Below are 22,376 nucleotides of genomic sequence, written 5' to 3'. Positions count from 1 at the left end.
CGCCCAGAAAAGAATCGTTGGAGGTATTATTTAATTACTTTGGTGAAAAATAATCACTTGTCGTTGTAGCCCTGCGGATGAGTGGAATGCCACTTCCAAGCGGAGGCGATGATGTCATGAACATCATCATACTGCGGTTTCCAACCCAGCACAGAACGAGCCTTATCGCTAGCAGCAACCAGCGCATCGGGATCCCCTGGTCGACGTGGTGCCATCTTTGCTGGAATTGGCTTACCAGTTACTTCACGGGCAGCTTCCAGCATCTGCTTGTTAGAGAACCCCGTAGAAGAACCAAGGTTAAAGGCATCGCTAGGGTTACCCGCTTGCAGATACTTAATTGCCAAAATATGTGCATCGGCTAAGTCCATCGGGTGAACATAGTCACGAACATTGGTCCCGTCTGGTGTGTTGTAGTCGTCACCAAAGATGCTTAGTTCATCGCGCTTCCCAGCAGCTACTTGCAAGATGATAGGAACCAAGTGGGTTTCTGGGTGGTGATCTTCACCAATGGAACCATCTGGCTTAGCACCAGCCACATTAAAGTAACGTAGTGCCACAAACTTGATACCGTATGCCTGATCACACCACTTCATGATCTTTTCCATGGCCAACTTACTCTCCCCGTAAGGATTAATTGGCACTTGAGGGTCGCTTTCCTTAATTGGCATGTGTTCAGGGATGCCATACGTAGCGGCAGTCGAGCTAAAGACAATGTACTTAATCCCGTGATCATGCATTGCCTCAAGGAGGGTAATCATCCCACCAGTGTTGTTATCGAAATATTTCAGCGGCTTCTTCATAGATTCAGCAACCAGTGAGAAGGCAGCAAAATGTACTACCGCATCAATCTTTTCCTTGGTAAACAGTTCGTCAAGGAATTCCCGGTTTCTAATGTCACCTTCGTAAAAACGCGCTTGGCTATTAATTGCAGCGCGGTGACCAGTTGACAGGTTGTCGGCTACCACGACGTCATAACCCTTTTCCACTAAGTCTGCAACCATGTGAGAACCGATATAACCAGCCCCACCAGCAACAAGAATTGCCATCTTTGACCCTCCAATAATGTAAACATTTTCTTTCCAATTCTACCACAAGGCTAAGCGAAGTCCAGCCGCTGAATCATCTCGGGGTTAACCTCGCCCGCCTGGTACTGAAAAAGCAGCCCTTCACGTAACCCGTTACTACTAAACATCAGCTGTTTCATATGCAACTGCCGGAGAAGTGCCATCACTGGCAATAAACCACCAACAATCACGTCCGCACGAGCGGTTGAAATACCACGAATTGCTGCTCGACCTTCCTTGTCAGTTGCAATTAACTGGTGCATTAAAGCAAAAGCATCAGTGGTACTCATTGTCAGTCCGTGAACCGGTGGAACATTGCCACCATCGGCCAATTGCTGCCAGCGATACATTTTGGCCAGTGCACGGTTTGAACCGCCTAAAGCCACTACGCGCATGTGGCGTGCCCGGTTGAGCCAGCGCTGACCGGCAAGGACCTCGTCTACGTGGATAATTGCGTCGTAAAGGTTTTCCGGAGCAATGTGGCCACCCAGGTGATAACGCTGAGACAAGAGAACCGACCCCATCGGTAGACTAATCGCTTCTTCGGCATAACCATCGTCCACCAGGATGAGTTCCATGCTGGCGCCACCAGTATCAAGAATGAGACCATTTTTTAATGGCAGAGTCCGTGAGACACCCAGGTAGTCTAAGTATGCCTCGTGTTCGCCAGAAATAACGTGAATATCAAGACCGACTTCCCGTTTCACCCGGTCGATAAATTCAGCGCGGTTAACAGCCTGACGAACTGCCGCCGTCGCTGTCGTTATTAGTTGGACATTGGGGATCGTTTGACAGATGTCCATGAAACGCGCTAACTGTGCCACCGTTCTTTCAATGGGGGCCGTTTTTAGTAGTTTTTCGGGCCCCATATCCTCAGATAAGCGAACGTACTCTTTTTCGTAACGAAGTAGTTTTACTTGTCCGCTGTCAGCCAGCTGGTTAATCTTCAACCGGACAGAGTTGGAGCCTAAGTCAATGATTGCTAAGTTAGTCATGTTGGTTATTCTTCACCCGTTTCAAGTGTAGTCGTGGTACGTGTCGGGTCAGCGTTTCAAACACTGTCGAAAGGTGACGTTTGTTTTCTTGTTCACGGTGTTCATCAGCCTGGTGCTTTTCGGCTTCATCCACAAAATACTGTTGCGAATTAAACCGTGCTTGACCTGCTGAATCTAAGAGCTCGTACTCACTGCCGTGTAAAACCCAGGTATTAACGTTATCGTTCCACATTTTGTCAAAGATGTTGATCGCTTTTTGCTTTGTCCGCGCCCCCTCAACCGGAAAGAGCTCTTCCACCCGGCGGTTAAGGTTGCGAGTCATCATATCAGCACTGGAGAGGTAAATATCAGAGTGACCGTTGCTTTCAAAATAGTAAATCCGTGAGTGTTCCAGAAAACGACCAACGATGCTGTGGACCTCAATATTGCCATTTAATACTGGTAAGTCATTGCGCAAACAGGTAATTCCCCGAACCAGCAGCTGGACCTTCACCCCGGCAGCAGCTGCATCATAAAGACGGGCAATAATCTGCTTATCAGACAAAGAATTCATCTTCATCCGAATCAGAGCCGGGTTACCGCTCTTGGCCACTTCAATCTGCTCATCAATTTTATCATCAATAAATTGGCGAATCCCGTGTGGCGAAACATGCAGCTTGTGGAAGTACCGCGGCCGGGCAAATCCTGATAGCATGTTGAACAAGTTGGTCATATCGACACCGATTTCATAATCGCAAGTAAATAGTCCCATATCAGTGTAAAAGTTTGCAGTTACGTCGTTATAATTACCAGTCCCGAGATGAACGTAGCGGCGAATCCCATCGTGGTCTCGCCGAATAACTAGTGCCAGTTTGCAGTGCGTCTTGAGTCCCACTAAACCATAGATAACGTGGCAGCCCATCTGTTCTAGTCGTCGTGCCCAGCGAACATTATTCTTTTCATCAAAGCGAGCTTTCACTTCTACTAAAACGGTGACTTGCTTTCCCGCCTGGGCAGCCTGCCCCAGGTACTTGATGATCGGGGAATTTCCGGAAACACGATAAAGCGTCATTTTAATAGCTAGCACGTTCTTATCAACGGCTGCCTTGTGGATAAAGTTAACAACCGACTGGAAATTGTCATACGGGTGCTGAACCAGGTGATCCTTCTCCCGCATCGCCGCAAACAGGTCACTGTCCATATCAAACTGCGGGTCCAGGTAAGGTTTAAATGGCCGGTAGCGGAGATCATCTCGCCCGTGAACCATCCCTGATAACTTCTTTAAAAACGTCAGGTCCACTGGGCCATCAACTCGGTAAAGCGCTATGGTATTGACTTTTAAGTTCTTAACTAAGTGGTTTTCTAACCACGGATCAATATCTCCCTGAACTTCCAAACGCATTACTGAACCGTGTTCCCGTTCACGAAGCTGGTGTTGAACGGCACGCAACAAGTCTGAAGTATCGGCTTCCGCCACATCAAGGTCCATATCCCGGCTTACCCGGTAAGTTCCCGTTGACTGAATCACGTAACCAGGGAACAGCAGGTCAAGAAACTGCTTAACTACTTCGTCCAGAAGAACAAAGGTATTTTCGTGCGGTAGTTTAACCAAACGCCGGTAGATGTCGGGTACCCGAACAGTTGCAAACTTTTCCTCCGCTTCATTGCGGTCATCATGTGGCTCTTGAGGACGCCCAGTAACTTCCTGGTCGCCTTCGAGAACGGTCTGTGGTGCCTGTACTTGCGAATCCTTCGGTGCCCGCTTCAGCTTAATCGCGATGTTCAGTGAATTATTACTAATAAACGGGAACGGGCGTGAACTATCATCAGCCATCGGTGTCAGGACCGGTAATAACTCTTCGTTAAAGTAACGACGTAAAAATTCCTGCTGCTGGTTATCAAGCTCCGTAAAGTGACGGAAAAAGATCCCTTCTTTTGCCAGTGCCGGTAGCAATTCATTGTTGTACACCCGGTAGCGTTTTGCCACCATCCGGTGTTCTTTCTCGTTAACCGCCTTTAATTGCTCTTCAGGGGTCATTCCCGACGCATCAGTGGTTGTTACGTTTGCCGCGACTAACTTGTGGAGTGAAGCCACCCGGACCATAAAGAATTCATCAACATTACTCTGGGTAATTCCCAAAAAGTTAGCGCGTTCGAGCAACGGATTGTCTTTTTGCTGTGCCTCTTCCAGAACCCGGCCGTTAAAGTCAATCCAGCTTAATTCCCGGTTAACGTAGTTTTGTGATTGGTAAAAGTCTTTATACATGCACTAAGCTCCTTCCACGATTAAGACAGGCTGCAAGCCAAAGACGTTTTTAAAGACCTTGTTTTTCCGGCCGAACGCCCATTGTTCGACAACTAGGTTATCCGTTGCCTGAACGGTAATCAAAAGTCGGCCATTTTGCAGTCGCAATTTTACCCGACTAATCTTTTGCAAACGCGAATCGTCCAGTGAATCCGCAACCCGCAAAATCGCCGCTAGCTTACCGACGATGACTTGACTTTCCCCGTCTAGCCTTTGAAACATTGGTTGGTGAACATCTGGGCTCTCGGAACTATGAAAGCGCGCCACTTCCGCCACAATCAAGTTATCCTTAGCAGACAGCCCAATCAGGGGGTTGGCTTCCAAGATGTAAGCAGAGTGACGGTAGTGTCCCTGAGGATTAATGAAGTTGCCAATATCATCAATTTTTCCGGCAATTTCCAGGAGAAGGCGCTCGTGGCGTCCTAAACGATGAATCGGTTGCAAGGCGTCAAATAGTTTCAACGAAACGTCAACCACGAAGTCATTATGAGCCGAATCAGCCCCGTAGCGGCGTGCCATGTTATCGGCTGACGTTCGAATCATGTCGTTAATCTGTTGCTGATCGCCAAAGGCCACCTTGGTAACCCCATCAATTTCTGTAATATTAGTCGTGTAAATTGACTTTGCATCCAGTAAGCGGATCACTCGCGATATTACCAGAAAGTTTGGCAGAACCCAGTTAACACTCTGCTCATTAACATCGTAGTTACTGATAATGTATTGGTCCGGCGCATCAACCACTTGGTTATAACGTTCCTCCAACTTCTCTCGTGGTATTTCTGCCACCTGCTGGTTGCCATTTACAAAGGTGTCAGCAATGGTTCTAATATTTTGAATTAAGAGTTTCGACTTTTTGACGTGGCGAAGCTCTGGTACCAAGTATTCTAGTTTACTACTGATGTAGTCCAGGATAATTTCACTCGGGTTAGTCGTTGTCTGTCGAAGGGTATCAACGAGGTGGCTCACCCTGGCACCACCAAGGTCAATGTTCCATGACATTTGGAACTTGTTGTGCCGAAAATAACCCAGTGTTGCCGTGTCCAACCCCATCGTCAAAACATAGAGATTTTTGCTTGCTAAGTCGCTAAATTCTGGAAGACTACTCATTAATGTGCTGAAAGTGTCCGCGACCAATTGGTTATTGTTCAACCACTTAATAGCAAAACCGGTACGGACATCAATTTGGTCGGCAATATAACGCGCTTGCGACATTTGCATGTCCTCAAGCTTGCCGTAGAAAGAAACCTCCTTGACCGCATAATCTGCTAGGATTCGTCTGAACCCTTCCAGGTTATTGACAATTGCTTCTAAATTACTAGCATAGTCAGCAATCCGCCGGCGTCCCACCGGCAATGGTCCTGACTTTACTTCGGTGATCACCTTATCACCAGGCTGCTGGACTACTCGCAGTGTCATTTCGTCCGGGCTGAGAAAAATCAGCCCCTGTTGTTTTTGTTTCACGAAAAGGCTCCCTTCCGAATATTTTATTCCGAATTTCAAATCTCCCTAGTTCCAGAATACCACCATTTGCTCCCTTTTTACCGTCCATTTTAGTCGGATATTAACGATCAAGTAAATCATTGGCCAATAAAAAAACAGCAAGGATGAACCCTGCTGTCTCAGTCAATTATCGTTTAGCTTGCCAGGTTAAACTAGCGTTAACATTCACCGTCTCCCCCACCTTAATCTGGTGAACAGTTGTCAACTGCTCACCAGTAGCTGGCCCGGGAGCCCACTCACTAGTAATGGTATTGGGATAACGAACTTCCCGTCGGTAACGAATTGCCACCGTCAATACTTGGTGATGCAAGAGAAAGTCGGCTCCCAACGGATCCAGAAGCCAGTCAAAATAGCGGGCATTATTAACGTGACGGTTACTATCTAAATCAAAATAACGCACTTGATATTCATTAGCTGTCTTCTGCTGATGTGCAGTGAATGCCAGTGGTTGTTGCAGTTTAGCCATCTTGGTAGTAGGGGTTAGCTGATACGCGCGAAAATTAGCTGCACTAATTGGCACCATTTTGCGACGAGTCAGACTAATCATCACAAAAAGGGCATCAATCATCGCGTAAACTCGGCCATCTAACCCTTTAATCCAATAACGACGGCGAGCAAAGAAACGGTTTGCCGCCGTGTATTCGGTCTCCAAGAGGATCTGCTCTTCATTACGTGGCTGTTGCGATGCAAACTTAGCCTGGTAGTTAGTCACCACCCATGATTGGTCAGTCTCCAACTCTTCACCACTCTGTTGGCGAACAGCTTCGTCATGTTTTTCGGAAACGAGGACCGCAAGGGCAAAGGCCATACTGAGTTTCAATTGCCCCGTCTCGTCACATTCGAAATACGTGACCTGGTGTTTCATTTGATAATGACGCAAATCAATTGTCATTTGCTTCCTCCGTCTAGGTGGTGATAATGGCGGTACAGCTCCTGCCGGTTAAGTCCGTTAGACTTTGCAACTTTTTTAATGGCCGCGTTCGGTTTGAGACCATCCTTGATCGCCAAAGCAATCTGCTCGTCGACTGAGAGAACAGCTTCCTCATCATTAGCGGCTGCCGGGTGATTATTACCACCAACTAAAACGACAAACTCGCCACGAATTTGGTCATGTTCGGCCCATTCAACCAGCTCGGCTAATGTTCCCCGCAGAAACTCTTCATACCGCTTCGTTAACTCCCGCGCAAGAACCGCCCGCCGCTGGTCACCAAAAACCTTGCTCATGACCTTGAGAGTCTTCTTCAAACGGTGGGGTGCTTCATAGAAAATCATCGTCTCTGGCCGATCGACCAACGCCGTCAACTCTTTTTCCTGCTGCTGCAGTTTCCGGTCCAAAAAGCCATAAAAGTAAAATGGCTGCGGAGCCAAACCAGAGGCAATCAACGCAGTAATACCAGCGTTGGCCCCCGGTAGTGGCACTACCGGAATCTGGTGAGCAATCGCCGCGGCTACTAATTCTTTACCCGGGTCCGAAATGGAAGGCATCCCCGCATCAGAACACTGGGCAATTGTCATTCCGCTTTCCAGTTTGGTAATTAACTCAGGAATGCGCTGTTCGGTATTGTGCTCGTGAAAACTAATTTCACGGGTGTCAATAGAAAAGTGGTTTAACAGCATCTTAGTATGCCTAGTATCTTCAGCCGCAATCAAGTCCGCCTCGTTAAGAACGTGAACCGCCCTCATTGTCATGTCGTCAAGATTACCAATTGGCGTTGGCACCAGGTAAAGAGTCCCCACCTGGTGTTTTGAAAAATCCGACTGTTCTTCCATTCCCATCACTTCCCTGCTGACTAGTCTTGTGCTTGATCACGAAAAATAGTTTCCAGGCAAAACGTACAAGACTCGTGGTCTTCCAACCGCTTGCCGTAATACTCATTGCAAACGTGAAAACCCTGCTTGTAAAGCTTTTGAAGGTTTTGCCGGGAAGGTGTTAAGTGAGTCCCGTCTCCCGCCTGCTTGTTACGTTGTTCCTCAAGAACCTGGTGCAGGTGTTCGTTTTCAATTGACAGCTCCGCATTCTCTTCCAAGACCGCGTTGATTTGGTTTTGCAACACACCCATGCTGTCAACTAAGGCTTGAGTTTGTTTTTCCAACTCAGCAAAGTGATCATAAATGTCTCTTTTGCTAATTCGTTGATCCATCTTAAATCCCCCGTTATTGCAAAGCATCAATAATTCGGATCGTCAGTTGTTCAGCCACATTTTGAAAACTGACGTTAGCTGCCATTAGCTGGTGCGTCTCTAATGTCAGCTGACTAGCTGCCAGAATTTTAACCGTTGGGTAATGAGTAACAACCTGCTTAATCCGTTGCTCTAGGCCTTTAAAATGCAACTGATCAACCCCGCTTGACACCATCAATGTATCTCGCCAAACGAGCATCATTAAATCCAGCAGGAGTGTTTGGTGTTCCCGGCTATCTGCTAACTTCATCATTTCGGTTTGAACCAGCACATAGGCCATCATTTTGCCAGCCGCCACTTGCTGATACCAATCTACTACAGCCTGATACGCATTGAGCAACCAGTCATCAGCCAGCCACTCCTTCGCCTGGTCAACCGAGTCAGTCAAGCCGCTGACCACCGGACGAAGTTCCTTTGCAATGCCTGCTTTTTTCAGGGATTGTTGCAATTTTGCCGGTGCCAGCGGTTGCAACTCTAATAGCTGCGTTCGCGACTGAATCGTCGGCAAGATCGCATTGCGATTAGTAGTCAGCAGCAAGATGTAGATTCCTTCACCCGGTTCCTCGATGAATTTCAATAAGCTATTGGCGGCGCTAACGGTCATTTTGTCAGCGTCTTTAATAATGAAAACTTTTTGGTTTCCTTCGAGCCCACTTTTGGTGAACTCTGATTTCATCTGCCGGAGCGTGTCAACCTTAATCTGCCTGCCAGTTGGTGCTGCAACGAGGACGTCTGGATGGTTCCCACTAATAATTCGCTGGCATTCTGGACACGTTCCGTCCGGTTGCCCATCATGCACATGGGAGCAAAACAATCTCATTGCCAGCCAGCGAGCGAGGGCTGTTTTTCCACTCCCACTGGGCCCCGTTATCAGGTAGGCATGCGCCAGCTCATCTTGTTCAATTATTCGCTGCAATCGCTCAATAATTGCCGGCTGCAGCTCGCTAGCTCTTTGGACTGCTGCTGACGTCATGCCGTTTCCTCCTTATTGGCTAGAACTGAACAAACTTATCGACGGGAAGAACGAAGACCGTCGCCCCACCAATTGTTACCTTAATAGGAATTGCCGATGCGTTTGTCCCCACCGTCTCCTGAGCAGTAATATACTCCTCACGTGTTTTGGCGTTGTTATCGATAATGCTGAGCACTTCATCGACTCGTTCATCTTCGACCCCCATCATAAAGGTTGTGTTGCCTTCACGGAGAAAGCCACCAGTTGAGCTCAACTTGGTTGCCCCGATGTTGGCCTTCACAAATGCTCGGAGTAAGCGACTGCTATCTTTTGGTTGAACAATTGCTAAGATCAGTTTCATAAGTATGTTCCTTTCTGTCAATTGCTAAACAAGTCAGCGAAGCGGTGATTAATCACTCGCTTGGTGTCCGCAATAACTTCCGGTAATGGTTGGTTGGCATCGATTATTCGAATTCGTTGTGGATGCTGATGATAAAGCCTTAAGTAAGCCGCATGAACCCGGTGGTGAAAATTCATTGTCTCTTCATCCAGCCGGTTAATCTGGTCAGTCCGGTGTGATTCAATCCGTGAAATTCCCACCTCTGGTGGCAAGTCAAAGTAGATCGTCAACTGGGGCATCGTTCCGTTAGTTGCAAAGGTATTAATGTCCCATACTTCCTTTTCACCCAGTTGACGGCCGGCACCCTGGTAAGCCACCGAACTATCAACGTAGCGATCACACAAGATCGTTTTATCGGCTGCCAGTGCAGGTTCAATAGTGCTGACAACATGGTGGCGCCGGTCAGCCGCAAAAAGAAGTGCCTCCGTACGCCCATCCATTCCCTTATTGGCATCGTCAAAGAGAATCTGCCGCAGCTTCGCGGAGAAGTGGTCACCGCCCGGCTCACGGGTAACTACCAATTGATCACCCAAAACGGGCTGTAATTCAGCTACCAAGGCATCGATGACGCTGGTTTTCCCGGCACCGTCAGGACCCTCAAATGAAATAAACTTACCTGCCATTATGTTCCTCCTACTGGCTAATGACTCCCTGGTTCAACTGACCATGGGCTCCCCGGCGACGCGCTTTGGCGTACAAGTACAGGTACTTTTTTTCCTGCAGCTTGGTGCGGTAATAAAGCTCACTATTGACTTTCCCTTCATAAACCGCTTGTTCAGTCTCCCTTGCGTGGTCCCAACTAGCCTTCGTTGCGTAAATCAGTTCCATCAACTGGTAATTGCCAATTTTTTGCACTTGATGGCGATTTTTGTTCGTATGAAAGAACATCTTACATCCCTCTCTAGAGTTCAGTCCGGCCCTGCACTGCCTTGGTTAAAGTCATCGCGTCAGTATAATCGATATCAGCACCAGCAGACAAACCATGAGCAAGGCGGGTAACCTTAATCCCCGCCGGCTTGATTAACTTAGCCAAGTACTGGGCGGTCGTCTCACCATCAACCGAGGCGTTCGTTGCCACAATAACTTCTTTAACCTCTTTTTTTGTCTTTAGTCGTTCCAGCAACGAAGGAATATTAATATCCATCGGTCCTGTCCCGTTAGCTGGAGAAATGGTCCCGTGCAGAACGTGATAGAGACCATGGTAGCTGTTCATACTTTCCATGGCCATGATATCACGAGAATGTTCAACAACAATGATCTGCGACTGGTCGCGCGACGGGTCACGACAAATTTCACAAGGTTCCTCTTCAGTAATATTACCGCAAACATGACAATAGTGAAGATCCGCTTTAACTGCCAACAGCGAGTCAGCAAAGCCCTTCACATCTTCTTCCTCCATGCCCAGGGTATAAAAAGCCAAACGAGTAGCCGTTTTTTGACCAATCCCTGGCAACTTCATATAAGAATCGATCAATTTAGCGATTGGTTCTGGATACTGCATTCACTACATCCCCAGGCCTTTGGTGTACTTGCCCATCGATTTTTCAGTTGCATCATTCACCTTTTTTAAACCGTCGTTGACTGCCGCAACTACCAGGTCAGCCAGCATATCAACATCGTCTGGGTCAACGGCTTCCGGTTTGATTTGCAAATCAACCAGCTGACGGCTGCCATTAAAGGTGGCTTTAACCATCTCATCCGGCGACTCACCTACGAACTGCTGCTCAGCTAACGACTGTTGTTCTTTCATCATTTGCTTTTGCAGTTTTTTAGCCTGTTTCATCATCTGTTGCATATTCATTCCGTTCATCATTTGAAAATCTCCTTAATCATCTTCCACTTTAACAATGTCGCTGCCAAACAGTTGCTCAGCTTTACCTACCACGCCGTTATCAGCACTCTTCTTTTCTTCTTGAACCGCTACTTGCTGACTGGCTTTTGGCTGGTGCTGACTTGGCGATTGCTTCTGTTTACCCTTTAGATAACCATGAGCTACCAGGAAATCTTGTCGGATCTGTGGCCACTTATCAGTAGGGACAAATGTCACGGCAAAGTCCCCACCCACCAGCTTGCTGAAACACTTGCTAATGGAATCAGCTAATGAACTGTCATTAGCCCGTTCCAGCAAAAAGGCTTGGTCGAAGGAGAGAACCACCCCGTCAGCGCAGGCCGCCACCGGTTTTGTAAATTCCACCAGTCCCTGGTCGATCGGTTGCAGCATTGAAAGCATATCCGGCCACAGGTCAACCACCCTGTTAAGGTTATCTCGCGAAGCCTTTTCCAGAATCGGATAAATCTGGTGAACATTAAATTGTCGTCCTTTGTTGCTCTTGTGGTGGTGAACCTGGTTAGTTGCGGGGTTAACCGGAGCTTGCTTGGTAGTGTTTGAATTCTCTAGACGGTTGAGTTCCTGCTGGAGCTGATCCACTTGCTGTTTGAGCTGGTCGACCTCCTGGCTATCTGCTGCCGGCGCAGATTGCTGGGCAACAGGGTGCTGGTCCACCTGACTTAATTTAACAGTCATTACCTCTAAGTAGACATTGGGGTGCGTCGTAAAGCGCATTTCCTGTTCAGTCTCATTGAGGACGTCAATCATCGCATAAAGCATTTCTGGAGTGGTATCTTTTACCATTGATGATAGCTGCTCATCAGTCAGTCCCGTCTGCTCAACCTTCAACAATTCTGGCGACTCGCGATATAACAGCAAGTCACGGATTAAAGTGATGAGGTCTTCAATGAGCCGGTGACCATCCTTCCCGGCGGCCAGCAGATCAGCCAGCGATTGCAAGGCAGCACCACTATCGCCCTTCGCCGCTTGACTAAAGTAGGCGGTTAATTGCTGTTTTTCAACGCTCCCGGTAACCAGCAGAGCATCTGCCAATTTGACGTGGTTATCCGAAAAAGACATCACCTGGTCCAGGATACTCAAAGCATCACGCATTCCACCTTCAGCAGCGTTTGCAATAACCCACAACGCCTTTTCTTCATAGGTTACCTTCTTCTGGTCGAGGATGTATTTCATCCGCTCGAAAGCATCCTGAGCAGAAATTCGGCGAAAGTCAAACCGCTGCACCCGTGAAATAATCGTTAACGGAATCTTGTGCGGCTCGGTCGTTGCTAAAATAAAGATCACATTAGCCGGTGGTTCTTCCAGGGTCTTTAAGAGGGCATTAAACGCCCCAGTGGATAGCATGTGAACTTCATCAATAATGTATACCTTATAGTCGGCCTGGGTTGGTGCGTATTTCACCTTGTCACGAATATCACGGATTTCGTCAACGCTGTTGTTTGATGCCGCATCAATTTCAATCACGTCATTTAACCGTCCGGCAGTAATTGCCCGGCAAGTCTCACATTTATTACACGGTTCCCCATCTTTTTGGTGATGGCAGTTGACGGCCTTGGCAAAAATTTTAGCAGCCGACGTTTTCCCCGTTCCCCGCGGGCCCGCAAACAAGTAGGCGTGACTAATTTGCTTGGTAATAATTGCGTTTTTTAAGGTGGTGGTAATCAGCTGTTGACCAACAAGCTCGTCAAACCGCTGCGGCCGCCACACACGATACAATGCCTGATAACTCATCGCGCTGCTCCTTTTATATAGTCTTTATCATTATACTAGGTTTTTTCAGTCGTCCAAGAGTTTAACCCGGTAAAAAAGAAAAACCACCTGCAAAGACAGGTGGAGTTAATTATCATCATACTTAGGACACAAGGAATAACTAGCTTAGTGCTGCTTCCTTCCGGACCTGACACGGTTCACTAGCACTCCCTTGTCCTAAGGCCTTACGGCAAGTACTATCATACACTATCTTCAAGACATTGACCAGCACTACTTCTGCTGATCCATGTAGTGGCCGTAGCGACGCGCTCGTTTTTCTGCTTTTTTGCGCTGGCGAACTCGTTTGAAAAATGTTTTTAAAAGCCGACTGCACTGGTCACGATCGACACCACTCGTCACCGTTACCTGGTGATTTAATCGTTGGTCAGCTAGAAGATGATACAGGCTCTCTACCGCTCCCGCCTTCGGGTCTGCAGCCCCAAAGTACAAATGCCTGATACGTGAGTTGATAATGGCTCCACTACACATGATGCACGGCTCCAACGTAACATACAGGTCGCATTCCGGCAGGCGCCAACTGTGCAATGTGGAACAAGCTTCATCTAAAGCCATCATTTCGGCGTGGTAAGACACGTGCTGAAAATGCTCGGTGAGGTTGTGCCCCCGCCCAACAATTTGACCACGCCAAACGACAACCGCCCCGATTGGCACTTCATCAATGGTCATCGCTAACCGTGCTTCTTCAAGGGCAGCATCCATAAATTTTTGCTGAAATTCGTTTGCCAAAAGTTTCTCTCCGTTATCTTTAAATATCAATTTGTTTCTTTTTTAGTGTAACCGATCGTCCCTTCTGCGGCAAAATGATCTTCCTTTCATATCAGCTAGCAGTCGTTTTCTTTTAATCGGCCGATAGAACAATAAATAAGCCTGTGCCACTATATGTAGTGTTTATGACAAATTTTATAGCCATATCTTGTGGCTCTTTCTGCTTGATTTTCCTCTCCAGCTCGCTATACTATAAGCATCACTTAAAGCATTGATTGCATTAACGGGGAGGTTTTATAAATGGTTGAAGTATTTTCCAAAAATAATTGTATGCAATGCCGGATGACCAAAAAGTTCCTTAAACAACATAACGTGCCCTTCGTGGAGCACAACATTGACGAGCAACCCGAGTTCATTAAGACCCTCAAGTCGGAAGGCTTCTTATCCACGCCGGTTGTTAAGACTCCGGATGGTTCCGCTTTCTCTGGTTTTCGGCCAGACAAGCTGCAGGCGCTCGCCTAAGCGAGACACTGGAGTCAGAATGGACCGATCCTTCTTCGGTCTTTTTTTATTGTCTTAACTAACCCACCAAAGTAAGAAAGAGAGTATTTTATCATGGCCCTGTCAGATATTGATATCACGAAGACAAAGTACTATGACCTGAATAACCAAGTCAACATCCCAAAAGACGGTCAGATTCAACTGGATAAAGACCGCGAAGCCCTGGACAACTTTATTGAAACCAACGTTCGCCCTAATACCAAACGTTTTTCTTCATTAAAGGAGCGTTACTCCTGGCTGGTGGAAAATGACTACGTTGAAGCGGGTTTTTTAGCTAAGTATAGTGATGACTTTATTGAAAAGCTTTATGCCTACCTGCGTGACCAACACTTTCATTTCCATTCCTTCATGGCCGCCTACAAGTTTTATGCCCAGTACGCAATGAAGACTAATGATGGTGAATACTACCTGGAAAACTACATTGACCGGGTGGCTATGAATGCACTATTTTATGCTGACGGCAACGAAGACCTGGCAATGGACTTGGCCGATGAAATTATCCATCAGCGTTATCAACCAGCCACACCAAGTTTCCTCAACGTTGGCCGTAAACGGCGGGGTGAATTCGTTTCCTGCTTTGAAATTCAAACCACGGATAACATGAACACCATCGGTCGGACAATTAATTCTGCCCTTCAATTATCAAAGATCGGTGGCGGGGTCGGTATTAACTTATCTAACCTCCGGGCTGCTGGCGACCCGATCAAGCGGATCGAGGGAATGGCGAGTGGTGTCGTTCCCGTAATGAAGTTGCTGGAAGATAGCTTTACTTACTCCAACCAGCTGGGGCAACGGCAGGGTGCCGGAGTCGTCTATCTCAGCGTCTTCCACCCCGATATCGTTGCCTTTCTCTCTTCGAAGAAGGAAAACGCCGATGAAAAGGTCCGGGTGAAGACCCTTTCCCTCGGTGTAACGGTTCCAGACAAGTTCTATGAATTAACCGAAAAGGGGCTGCCAATCTACCTCTTTAGTCCTTACGATGTGGAGAAAGAATACGGCGTGCCGTTCTCTTACGTCGACATCACTGAGGAATACGATAAAATGGTTGCCAACCCGAACATCCGCAAAAAGAAGATGGATGCCCGTGAACTGGAAGATGAAATCAGCAAACTCCAGCAGGAATCTGGCTACCCGTACGTTGTCAACATTGATACTGAGAACCGTGACAACCCAATCGACGGGAAGATTGTAATGAGCAACCTCTGTTCTGAAATTGCCCAGGTTCAGACCCCGTCCGTTGTGGCTAACGACCAGTCTTACGAAACCCTGGGGACGGATGTCAGCTGCAACCTAGGATCAACTAACATTGCGAATATGATGGAAAGCCCCCACTTTGGTCGATCCATTAAGGCAATGATGCGAGCCCTCACCCACATTAGCGACATTGAACACTTGGACATCGTGCCGTCAATTGAAAAGGGCAACCAGGAATCACATGCCGTTGGTTTGGGTGCCATGGGACTTCACAGCTTCCTAGCCAAAAACCAAATTGAATACGGGTCACCAGAAGCCGTTGAATTTACCAGCGTCTACTTTATGATGCTGAACTACTGGACACTGGTAGCTTCCAACGAGATCGCCCGGGAACGTCACGAAACCTTTAAAGACTTCGGGAAGAGCGACTACGCCGATGGCTCATACTTTAACAAGTACGTCAGCCAGGATTGGGGACCACAATTGCCGCGCGTCAAACAATTATTTGCCGACGCTAAGATTAGCATTCCAACGGTCGATGATTGGAAACAGCTAAAGGCTAACGTGATGGCTGACGGCCTCTACAACCGTTACCGGCTCGCCGTCGCACCAAACGGCTCCACTTCCTACATTGGCGATTCTACTGCTAGCCTTCAGCCAATTATTAACCGCATCGAAGAACGTCAGGAAAAAATGATTGGTAAGATCTATTACCCGGCGCCTTACCTGAGCAATGAAACGATGAAATACTACCAATCCGCTTACGACATCGATATGCGGAAGGTAATCGACACCTATGCTGCCGCTCAGCAACACGTCGACCAGGCACTCAGCATGACCCTCTTCATGCGGTCCACCATTCCAAAGGGAATGTACGAGTGGAAAGACGGACGAACAGATAAGATGACCACCCGTGACCTCAACATCCTGCGCCACTACGCCCACCAAAAGGGTATTAAGTCTATCTACTACATCCGGACCTTTACCGATGATAAGGATGAAATTGGTGCAAACCAATGTGAGAGTTGCGTAATCTAGCAATTTGATTGATAATAAGTAAGCTATGTTTCGTTTCACAAGCTTGGAGGAGAACAACAAATAATGGCACTGAAAAAATACAAAGCGATTAACTGGAATGAAGTTTCCGATATGATCGATAAGGCGACCTGGGAAAAGTTAACCGAGCAATTTTGGCTCGATACACGGATTCCCGTCTCCAATGACATGGATGACTGGCGCAAGCTCGACGACGACCACCGTTGGGTTGTTAGCCACGTCTTTGGTGGTTTGACTTTACTGGACACGGTTCAGTCTGAAGCCGGCCTTACTGCCCTCAAGGAAGATGTCAAGACACCACACGAAACGGCGGTGCTGAATAACATTCAGTTTATGGAGTCAGTTCACGCTAAGTCCTACTCAACCATCTTTTCCACTCTGAACTCGGCTGAAGAAATCCACGAGATTTTCCACTGGTCGGATTCTGAAGAATTCCTCCAGAACAAGGCCGTCCGGATTGCCAACCTCTACTTAGACGATAGCGTTAACCCTCTGAAGAAGAAGATTGCCAACGTCTTTTTGGAAACTTTCCTCTTCTACTCTGGTTTCTACACGCCACTGTACTACCTGGGTCACAACCAGCTGAACAACGTTGCCGAAATCATTAAGCTCATCCTGCGGGACGAAAGCGTTCATGGTACCTACATTGGCTACAAGTTCCAGGTGGGGATGCACGACCTGACGGAAAAACAGCAGCAAGACATGAAGGACTGGATGTACGACTTCTTGTACGAACTGTACGACAACGAAGAAAAGTACACCCACACGCTGTACGATACCGTTGGCTGGACGGACGATGTTTTAACATTCATTCGCTACAACGCCAACAAGGCGCTGATGAACCTTGGTCAGGAACCACTGTTTCCGGACACGAGTTCTGACGTTAACCCGGTTGTGATGAACGGGATTTCAACGACAACTTCCAACCACGATTTCTTTAGCCAGGTCGGTAATGGTTACCGGCTCGGGGCTGTCGAAGCCATGCACGATAATGACTACCACGTTAAGGATCCTAACGAAAAATAATGAATTAAAAGCTGCTCTTTGTCAAATCCTGTTGACAGGTAAGAATCAAGCTTAAGCGGCTTGATTCTTTTTTTGTGCCATTTGGCGGAAATGAATGCGATATACCAAGTGATTGTAATTTCTGAAACCAAAGGCGGTGCGTTGAATTTGTTTAATCATCCGGTTGATCCCCTCAATAGTCCCGTTACTGTAGTCAAATCGTGAGGCGTTAAGGACGTACATGAGATTATGTCTGAGGGTGTGTAAAACAGCGGTCATTTGCGGACTAAGCTCGGTGCCCGGATAGAGACTTTCGGTCAGTTGATCGAGATTACGTTGTTTGAGGTTTTGCATAACATTTTGGAGAAACTGATAGTCGGCTCGTAAGCGATCATTAATAGCCAAACCTAAATCCACGCGTTCACCACTGGTAACCTTCTGACGAAGGTGACGATCATAATATTCATGCTCGTAAGAAAGATTCGTCGCAGATTTGAGATAGAGTTGCCAGCTAAACTTTAACAGTCGGTACTGGCGACTGGTTTTCGGGAATTGTTTCATGGCTTGGGCCCGATACTGATTGAAAGCACGAGTCATCATGGCAATAATATGAAAACGATCGATGATAATTTCGGCGTGGGGAAACAAGCGACGAGCGATGTCTTGGTAGTAACTGCTTAAGTCCACTGAAATGGTATATAGCCGGGATCTTTCCGCAGGGGTGAAGGTTAGAAAATAGTTCTCAATCGTCCGCTTAAAGCGATCCGGCAGGATCGTTTGAATGCGATGGTGATCGTTGTCAATACAGATAAAGTGCAGTTGACGATGAACACCGCGAAATTCGTCCATCGCGAGGTTAGTAGGCAACTGGCGTTGGTATAAGGGAGCGATGGAGCGACTAGCGTCTAAATAACGCAGGACCGTGCTTGGAGAGATCGTATTGTCACGGGCAATACTTTCTAGCGAGCGATCGTCTTGAAAACTCATGGTGACCTTAGCTCTGACCTTATTAGCGATATGGCAGTATTTACGGACCACATTCGATTGAGCCATAAAAGTTCGTCGACAATCTTTACAACGCAGGCGCTGCTTATGGATTCGTAGAAACACCGGATGACTGGCGTCATCGGTGGTAAAAACAGTTTGTACCGTAGAATACCCAAACTTTACCAGGCGGCGGTGATGACAGTTGGGGCAAGAGATTAGCTGATTGCGCAGTTTAAATTCGTAAATCCGACATTTACGAATATCGGGATAAAGCTTTTTGCGAGTGCCCTTAGCCAAATTGATAAAGGCATAGAAATAATCCATCCAAATCAGATTGGAGTCTTTCATTCCTAGTGCAAAACAGATAGAATCATTATTAGGAGTCATCCTGAATCATCCTTTCGATAGAAGCTATTTGGTCGTAGATTTTTCCTGAAGGGAGTCAGTGATGGCTCCCTTTTTGTACGAAAAAATCCCATTAACAGATTACCACGTTGGCAATCCATCAACAGGATTTAGTGTAGAGCCTTAAAAGCGAGATCGGTGTTAGTCCACCGGTCTTTTTTCTTTCTTGCTAGACAACGCTTTGATTCGTCGTTTATACTAGGAAAAAAGGGGTGAAATCATGACAGTTGATCTTACAACGGTTAAGGAGCAGGTCGCTCAAGGAGCTCACGAACTGCTTGAGCAGGCACAACTGCAAGCCGGCGACATCTTTGTCCTCGGCATTTCAACTAGTGCGATTGCTGGTGCGAAAATGGCGAGTGCACCGTCTGCCGAAATTGGCAAGGCAGTCGTTGACACGCTTTATGACATCCTCCATCCCCAGGGGATTGAGTTAGCTGTCGAGGGCTGTGTGGAAATTAACCGGGCGCTGACCGTCGAACGACGGGTGGCTGAAAAACACCACCTGGAAATCGTGACGGTTTACCCGTCAATGAACGCCAGTGGTGCCGCCCAAATTGCGGCTTTTCAGCGATTTAACGACCCGGTAGAAGTTGAACACATTACCGCAGATGCCGGAATGGATATCGGTGATTGCGACATCGGCATGCATATTCGTTTCGTCCAAATTCCGGTCAGGACTTCCGTCAGCACGGTGGGGGCAGCCCATACCCGTTACCTGCGTTGCCGACCGAAATTAATCGGTGGTGCCCGGGCAAAGTATACGTGGGACCCGTTTAACTAACCGTCATTACCTACTAAATTCAGCAAAACCGGCAAGTAAGGAAAAATCCCTGCTTGCCGGTTTTGTTATTAATTCAAATCATACTTATAGGACAACGACGCCTAGTCTTTCTTCTCATTAGATTTTTTATCATCTTCGCCGTCCCGGTAAACATCCGAATAATCAGCATTAACCGAGGCACTAGCCAGGGCGTCCAAGTCGACCTTCGTATTCGGGTCGCCGTAAACTATTTCCGTCCCACTCAGTTGGCCGTCATTGCTGCCATCCTTGATGGCTGCTGGGATATGGATCCGGGCAGAAATCTTATTAGCGTCGAGCCGCCAAACAGCGACCTTGCCCAACATTTTGTCAGTATATTGCGGGTGATTTTTAATGTAATGGTCAGTCATGACTTCTAGTCCGTGGATCATTTCGGCGTGATCAGTGACCTTGGTGACAATTCCCTGACCAATGACACTCTTAAACTTGGCACTGTAATGGAACGGTTTTGGCACTAACATGAATTCCTGACCGCCATCAAGTTCAAAACCGACATGCGGATCAGCTGCCAGTAAACGGCCAGTCGTGTGCGAATCATCACCATGGAACCAGAAAGTATACTGTCCATCGACTTCTTCATAGCCGAAATGAACTGGTGTCTGATAAATACTCTCACCATCATGCATCCCAATTACTAGGACTTCCATCTCATCTAGTACTTGGCTGATATGTTCGTGATCAAAATATGTATCTGCTTTCATGAATAACAACTCCTTGCTCATGCTTACTAACAATTCTTATTTTATCAGAAACTAGTCGGTTAATCATCCCCGCGCAACCAGTCCTGCCCCGCCCAGTGGTTGAGTGGTCCAAACTGCTTGCCAACTCCCGTGGGATGCCTGATGGCGGCGACCACAAAGTCGTTAGCACGTTCAATGGCTTCCATGACAGACCGCCCCTTAGCCAACTCGGCAGCGATAATTGCTGAGAAACTATCACCGGCGCCATTAGCTTTTTGGGCTTTAATGAAGGGATTATTAACCCAGAAACTTTCGCCGTCAGCTAACAAGACTAAGCTGGAAATCACCGGCTCCTCCCCAGTTTGCGGGTGTTTACCCTTGATAACAACGTTCTTGGCTCCCATCTTCTGAAGATAAAGAGCCGCATCAAGCAGCGCTTCCGGAGTCGCCAGGGTTTCGCCCACCAGGGTTGCGGCCTCAATAAAATTGGGTGTTAAAACGTCTGCCTGCGGGAGCAGACGCCGACAAAAAACCTCAAAAGCATCATCAGGAACTAAGCGGTCACCCTGTTTGGTGACAATCACCGGGTCGACAACTAGGGGCACTCCCTGAACTTGTTGAGCGGCATCGGCTACTGCCTCGATAATCCCCCGGTTAGCCAGCATCCCCGTCTTGGCGGCACCAATCGGAAAATCTGTCAAGGCATTTAACTGGTCCTTAACGAAGTCGACGGGCATCGTCTGCGTAGCCGTTATTCGTTTGCTATTTTCTGCCACCGCCGCCGTCAGGACCCCGTGACCATATACACCGTCAGCAAAAAAAGCGTGTAGGTCTGCTGCTAAACCCGCGCTACCATTTGAATCAAAACCAGCAATGGTTGCCACCTGTTTCATTAAAAGCACCCTCTTCGTTCATGCTGTTTTTACGATATCATATTCGCGCCTTTTCCGCAGAATTAATGCAAACAAAAACCGCGTGAGCATGATACTCACACGGTTTGAAAAGTGGTTAATTGCCAGCCTGATTACTTCAGGGTAACAGTAGCACCGGCAGCTTCCAGCTTTTCCTTGATGTCGTTTGCTTCGTCTTCCTTGACGTCTTCCTTAACAGCCTTAGGAGCACCGTCAACGAGGGCCTTGGCATCCTTCAGGCCAAGACCAGTGATGTCCTTAACAGCCTTGATAACCTTAACCTTGGCTTGGCCAGGTTCAGTCAGTTCAACAGTGAAGCTGTCCTTAGCAGCAGCGTCACCGCCAGCAGCACCAGCAACTGCAACTGGAGCAGCTGCAGAAACGTCAAATTCGTCTTCGATAGCCTTAACCAGGTCGTTAAGGTCAGAGATTGAAGCTTCCTTCAGGGAAGCAATGATAGCATCTTTATCAAAAGCCATGTTAAATTTCCTCCAATATTATTGGTTTATTGTTTTTGATTTGGTTAAATCCAAGGTAAAAACTAATGACCAGCTTATGCGGCTTCGTTTTCCTTGTCGGCAACCGCCTTGACGGCCCGTGCAATCTTCCGCATTGGGTCGGACAGTGCAGATGCAAGCATGGAAAGCAGTTCGTCGCGGCCTGGCATCGTTGCAAAGGTATTGATTTCATCGAGGGTCTTAACTTCCTTTTCGATGAACCCACCCTTGATGGACAACTGGTCGTGATCGTCAGCAAACTTCTTCAGAATCTTTGCTGGAGCGATTGGGTCTTCGTCAGAGAAGGCCACGGCAGTAGGACCAACGAAAGTATCCCGCAGGTCTTCGTAGTCAGTGCCTTCAACAGCCCGGTCCAGAACCTTGTTCTTGATAACGTGCATGTGCACATCAGCATCACGCAGTTGCTTACGCAAATCGGTAATTTCGGCAACTGACAAACCACGATAGTCAACAACAATAGCTGATTCAGCGTTGTTCAGCAGTTCAACCGTTTGCTTAACGATTTCCGCCTTTTTAGCAATAGCAGCTTCACTCATT

The 22,376-nt window shown here is 47.5% G+C and carries 24 protein-coding genes and 1 other RNA gene; 4 read left to right on the top strand and 21 right to left on the bottom strand.

What is annotated here, in order from left to right; genetic code table 11:
- Positions 1 to 53: 53 nt before the first annotated feature.
- The 16 genes from galE to tadA all read right to left on the bottom strand — a co-directional run bounded on the left by galE (position 54) and on the right by tadA (position 13,720).
- On the bottom strand, positions 54 to 1,046 hold the full coding sequence (gene galE / locus C1710_RS05670; protein WP_102280963.1) for a UDP-glucose 4-epimerase GalE: 993 nt from the start codon (positions 1,044 to 1,046) through the stop codon (positions 54 to 56).
- A 50-nt stretch (positions 1,047 to 1,096) separates the two neighbouring features.
- The gene (locus C1710_RS05665; RefSeq protein ID WP_180961340.1) at positions 1,097 to 2,068 is read right to left on the bottom strand and encodes a Ppx/GppA family phosphatase; all 972 of its coding nucleotides are present in this window, start codon (positions 2,066 to 2,068) and stop codon (positions 1,097 to 1,099) included.
- Complete coding sequence (locus C1710_RS05660; RefSeq protein ID WP_102280959.1) at positions 2,052 to 4,304, bottom strand: RNA degradosome polyphosphate kinase; 2,253 nt, start codon at positions 4,302 to 4,304, stop codon at positions 2,052 to 2,054. Before C1710_RS05660 ends, C1710_RS05665 begins: the two co-directional genes overlap by 17 nt.
- Before the next feature lie 3 nt (positions 4,305 to 4,307).
- Complete coding sequence (locus C1710_RS05655; RefSeq protein WP_408065697.1) at positions 4,308 to 5,804, bottom strand: exopolyphosphatase; 1,497 nt, start codon at positions 5,802 to 5,804, stop codon at positions 4,308 to 4,310.
- Positions 5,805 to 5,970: 166 nt separating this feature from the next.
- Complete coding sequence (locus C1710_RS05650; RefSeq protein ID WP_102280957.1) at positions 5,971 to 6,735, bottom strand: acyl-[acyl-carrier-protein] thioesterase; 765 nt, start codon at positions 6,733 to 6,735, stop codon at positions 5,971 to 5,973.
- Positions 6,732 to 7,613, bottom strand: coding sequence for a 16S rRNA (cytidine(1402)-2'-O)-methyltransferase (gene rsmI, locus C1710_RS05645; RefSeq protein ID WP_102280956.1), 882 nt, complete (start codon positions 7,611 to 7,613; stop codon positions 6,732 to 6,734). The genes C1710_RS05650 and rsmI overlap by 4 nt, the downstream gene beginning before the upstream one ends.
- 20 nt (positions 7,614 to 7,633) lie before the next feature.
- Complete coding sequence (locus tag C1710_RS05640) at positions 7,634 to 7,984, bottom strand: DNA replication initiation control protein YabA (RefSeq protein ID WP_102280953.1); 351 nt, start codon at positions 7,982 to 7,984, stop codon at positions 7,634 to 7,636.
- Positions 7,985 to 7,997: 13 nt separating this feature from the next.
- Positions 7,998 to 8,996 (bottom strand): DNA polymerase III subunit delta', encoded by a 999-nt coding sequence (gene holB, locus C1710_RS05635; protein ID WP_102280951.1) that lies wholly within the window; start codon positions 8,994 to 8,996, stop codon positions 7,998 to 8,000.
- Positions 8,997 to 9,015: 19 nt separating this feature from the next.
- Positions 9,016 to 9,336, bottom strand: coding sequence for a cyclic-di-AMP receptor (locus C1710_RS05630; protein ID WP_102280949.1), 321 nt, complete (start codon positions 9,334 to 9,336; stop codon positions 9,016 to 9,018).
- A 17-nt stretch (positions 9,337 to 9,353) separates the two neighbouring features.
- Positions 9,354 to 9,998, bottom strand: a complete 645-nt coding sequence (gene tmk / locus C1710_RS05625) for a dTMP kinase (protein ID WP_102280948.1) — start codon at positions 9,996 to 9,998, stop codon at positions 9,354 to 9,356.
- Between the two features lie 10 nt (positions 9,999 to 10,008).
- The gene (locus C1710_RS05620) at positions 10,009 to 10,263 is read right to left on the bottom strand and encodes a YaaL family protein (protein WP_102280945.1); all 255 of its coding nucleotides are present in this window, start codon (positions 10,261 to 10,263) and stop codon (positions 10,009 to 10,011) included.
- Between the two features lie 13 nt (positions 10,264 to 10,276).
- Positions 10,277 to 10,876 (bottom strand): recombination mediator RecR, encoded by a 600-nt coding sequence (gene recR, locus C1710_RS05615; RefSeq protein ID WP_102280943.1) that lies wholly within the window; start codon positions 10,874 to 10,876, stop codon positions 10,277 to 10,279.
- Positions 10,877 to 10,879: 3 nt separating this feature from the next.
- Positions 10,880 to 11,188, bottom strand: a complete 309-nt coding sequence (locus C1710_RS05610; RefSeq protein WP_102280942.1) for a YbaB/EbfC family nucleoid-associated protein — start codon at positions 11,186 to 11,188, stop codon at positions 10,880 to 10,882.
- A gap of 12 nt (positions 11,189 to 11,200) precedes the next feature.
- The gene (gene dnaX, locus C1710_RS05605) at positions 11,201 to 12,955 is read right to left on the bottom strand and encodes a DNA polymerase III subunit gamma/tau (RefSeq protein ID WP_102280940.1); all 1,755 of its coding nucleotides are present in this window, start codon (positions 12,953 to 12,955) and stop codon (positions 11,201 to 11,203) included.
- A 115-nt stretch (positions 12,956 to 13,070) separates the two neighbouring features.
- An RNA gene (ffs, locus tag C1710_RS05600) (signal recognition particle sRNA small type) lies at positions 13,071 to 13,157 on the bottom strand.
- Between the two features lie 47 nt (positions 13,158 to 13,204).
- On the bottom strand, positions 13,205 to 13,720 hold the full coding sequence (tadA, locus tag C1710_RS05595) for a tRNA adenosine(34) deaminase TadA (RefSeq protein ID WP_268874819.1): 516 nt from the start codon (positions 13,718 to 13,720) through the stop codon (positions 13,205 to 13,207).
- 279 nt (positions 13,721 to 13,999) lie between these two features.
- Between tadA and nrdH the strand changes: the two genes are divergently transcribed.
- The 3 genes from nrdH to nrdF all read left to right on the top strand — a co-directional run bounded on the left by nrdH (position 14,000) and on the right by nrdF (position 17,536).
- Positions 14,000 to 14,221, top strand: a complete 222-nt coding sequence (gene nrdH / locus C1710_RS05590; protein WP_102280939.1) for a glutaredoxin-like protein NrdH — start codon at positions 14,000 to 14,002, stop codon at positions 14,219 to 14,221.
- 93 nt (positions 14,222 to 14,314) lie between these two features.
- The gene (gene nrdE / locus C1710_RS05585; protein WP_102280936.1) at positions 14,315 to 16,492 is read left to right on the top strand and encodes a class 1b ribonucleoside-diphosphate reductase subunit alpha; all 2,178 of its coding nucleotides are present in this window, start codon (positions 14,315 to 14,317) and stop codon (positions 16,490 to 16,492) included.
- A 63-nt stretch (positions 16,493 to 16,555) separates the two neighbouring features.
- Positions 16,556 to 17,536 carry a class 1b ribonucleoside-diphosphate reductase subunit beta gene (nrdF, locus tag C1710_RS05580; protein ID WP_102280933.1) on the top strand — a complete coding sequence of 327 codons (981 nt, stop codon included), beginning with the start codon at positions 16,556 to 16,558 and terminating at the stop codon, positions 17,534 to 17,536.
- 51 nt (positions 17,537 to 17,587) lie between these two features.
- On the opposite strand, the gene C1710_RS05575 is transcribed toward nrdF, so the two are convergent.
- Positions 17,588 to 18,889, bottom strand: a complete 1,302-nt coding sequence (locus C1710_RS05575; protein ID WP_102280930.1) for an ISL3 family transposase — start codon at positions 18,887 to 18,889, stop codon at positions 17,588 to 17,590.
- Between the two features lie 238 nt (positions 18,890 to 19,127).
- Between C1710_RS05575 and C1710_RS05570 the strand changes: the two genes are divergently transcribed.
- Positions 19,128 to 19,691, top strand: coding sequence for a TIGR01440 family protein (locus C1710_RS05570; protein WP_102280928.1), 564 nt, complete (start codon positions 19,128 to 19,130; stop codon positions 19,689 to 19,691).
- 101 nt (positions 19,692 to 19,792) lie between these two features.
- Here C1710_RS05570 and C1710_RS05565 read toward each other — a convergent pair whose 3' ends face one another.
- From C1710_RS05565 to rplJ, 4 genes are all read right to left on the bottom strand, one after another.
- On the bottom strand, positions 19,793 to 20,431 hold the full coding sequence (locus tag C1710_RS05565; protein WP_180961312.1) for a pyridoxamine 5'-phosphate oxidase family protein: 639 nt from the start codon (positions 20,429 to 20,431) through the stop codon (positions 19,793 to 19,795).
- A gap of 59 nt (positions 20,432 to 20,490) precedes the next feature.
- Positions 20,491 to 21,303 carry a bifunctional hydroxymethylpyrimidine kinase/phosphomethylpyrimidine kinase gene (gene thiD, locus C1710_RS05560; protein ID WP_102280924.1) on the bottom strand — a complete coding sequence of 271 codons (813 nt, stop codon included), beginning with the start codon at positions 21,301 to 21,303 and terminating at the stop codon, positions 20,491 to 20,493.
- A gap of 131 nt (positions 21,304 to 21,434) precedes the next feature.
- Positions 21,435 to 21,800, bottom strand: coding sequence for a 50S ribosomal protein L7/L12 (gene rplL, locus C1710_RS05555; protein ID WP_102280922.1), 366 nt, complete (start codon positions 21,798 to 21,800; stop codon positions 21,435 to 21,437).
- A gap of 74 nt (positions 21,801 to 21,874) precedes the next feature.
- Positions 21,875 to 22,375 carry a 50S ribosomal protein L10 gene (gene rplJ, locus C1710_RS05550; RefSeq protein ID WP_102280920.1) on the bottom strand — a complete coding sequence of 167 codons (501 nt, stop codon included), beginning with the start codon at positions 22,373 to 22,375 and terminating at the stop codon, positions 21,875 to 21,877.
- Position 22,376 lies beyond the last annotated feature (1 nt).

Origin of the sequence: [Lactobacillus] timonensis (assembly GCF_900240275.1) — a bacterium.
Lineage (GTDB): Bacteria > Bacillota > Bacilli > Lactobacillales > Lactobacillaceae > Limosilactobacillus > Limosilactobacillus timonensis.
Note: the sequence above shows the minus strand (reverse complement) of the source record. Positions and strands in the feature narration are given on the sequence as shown.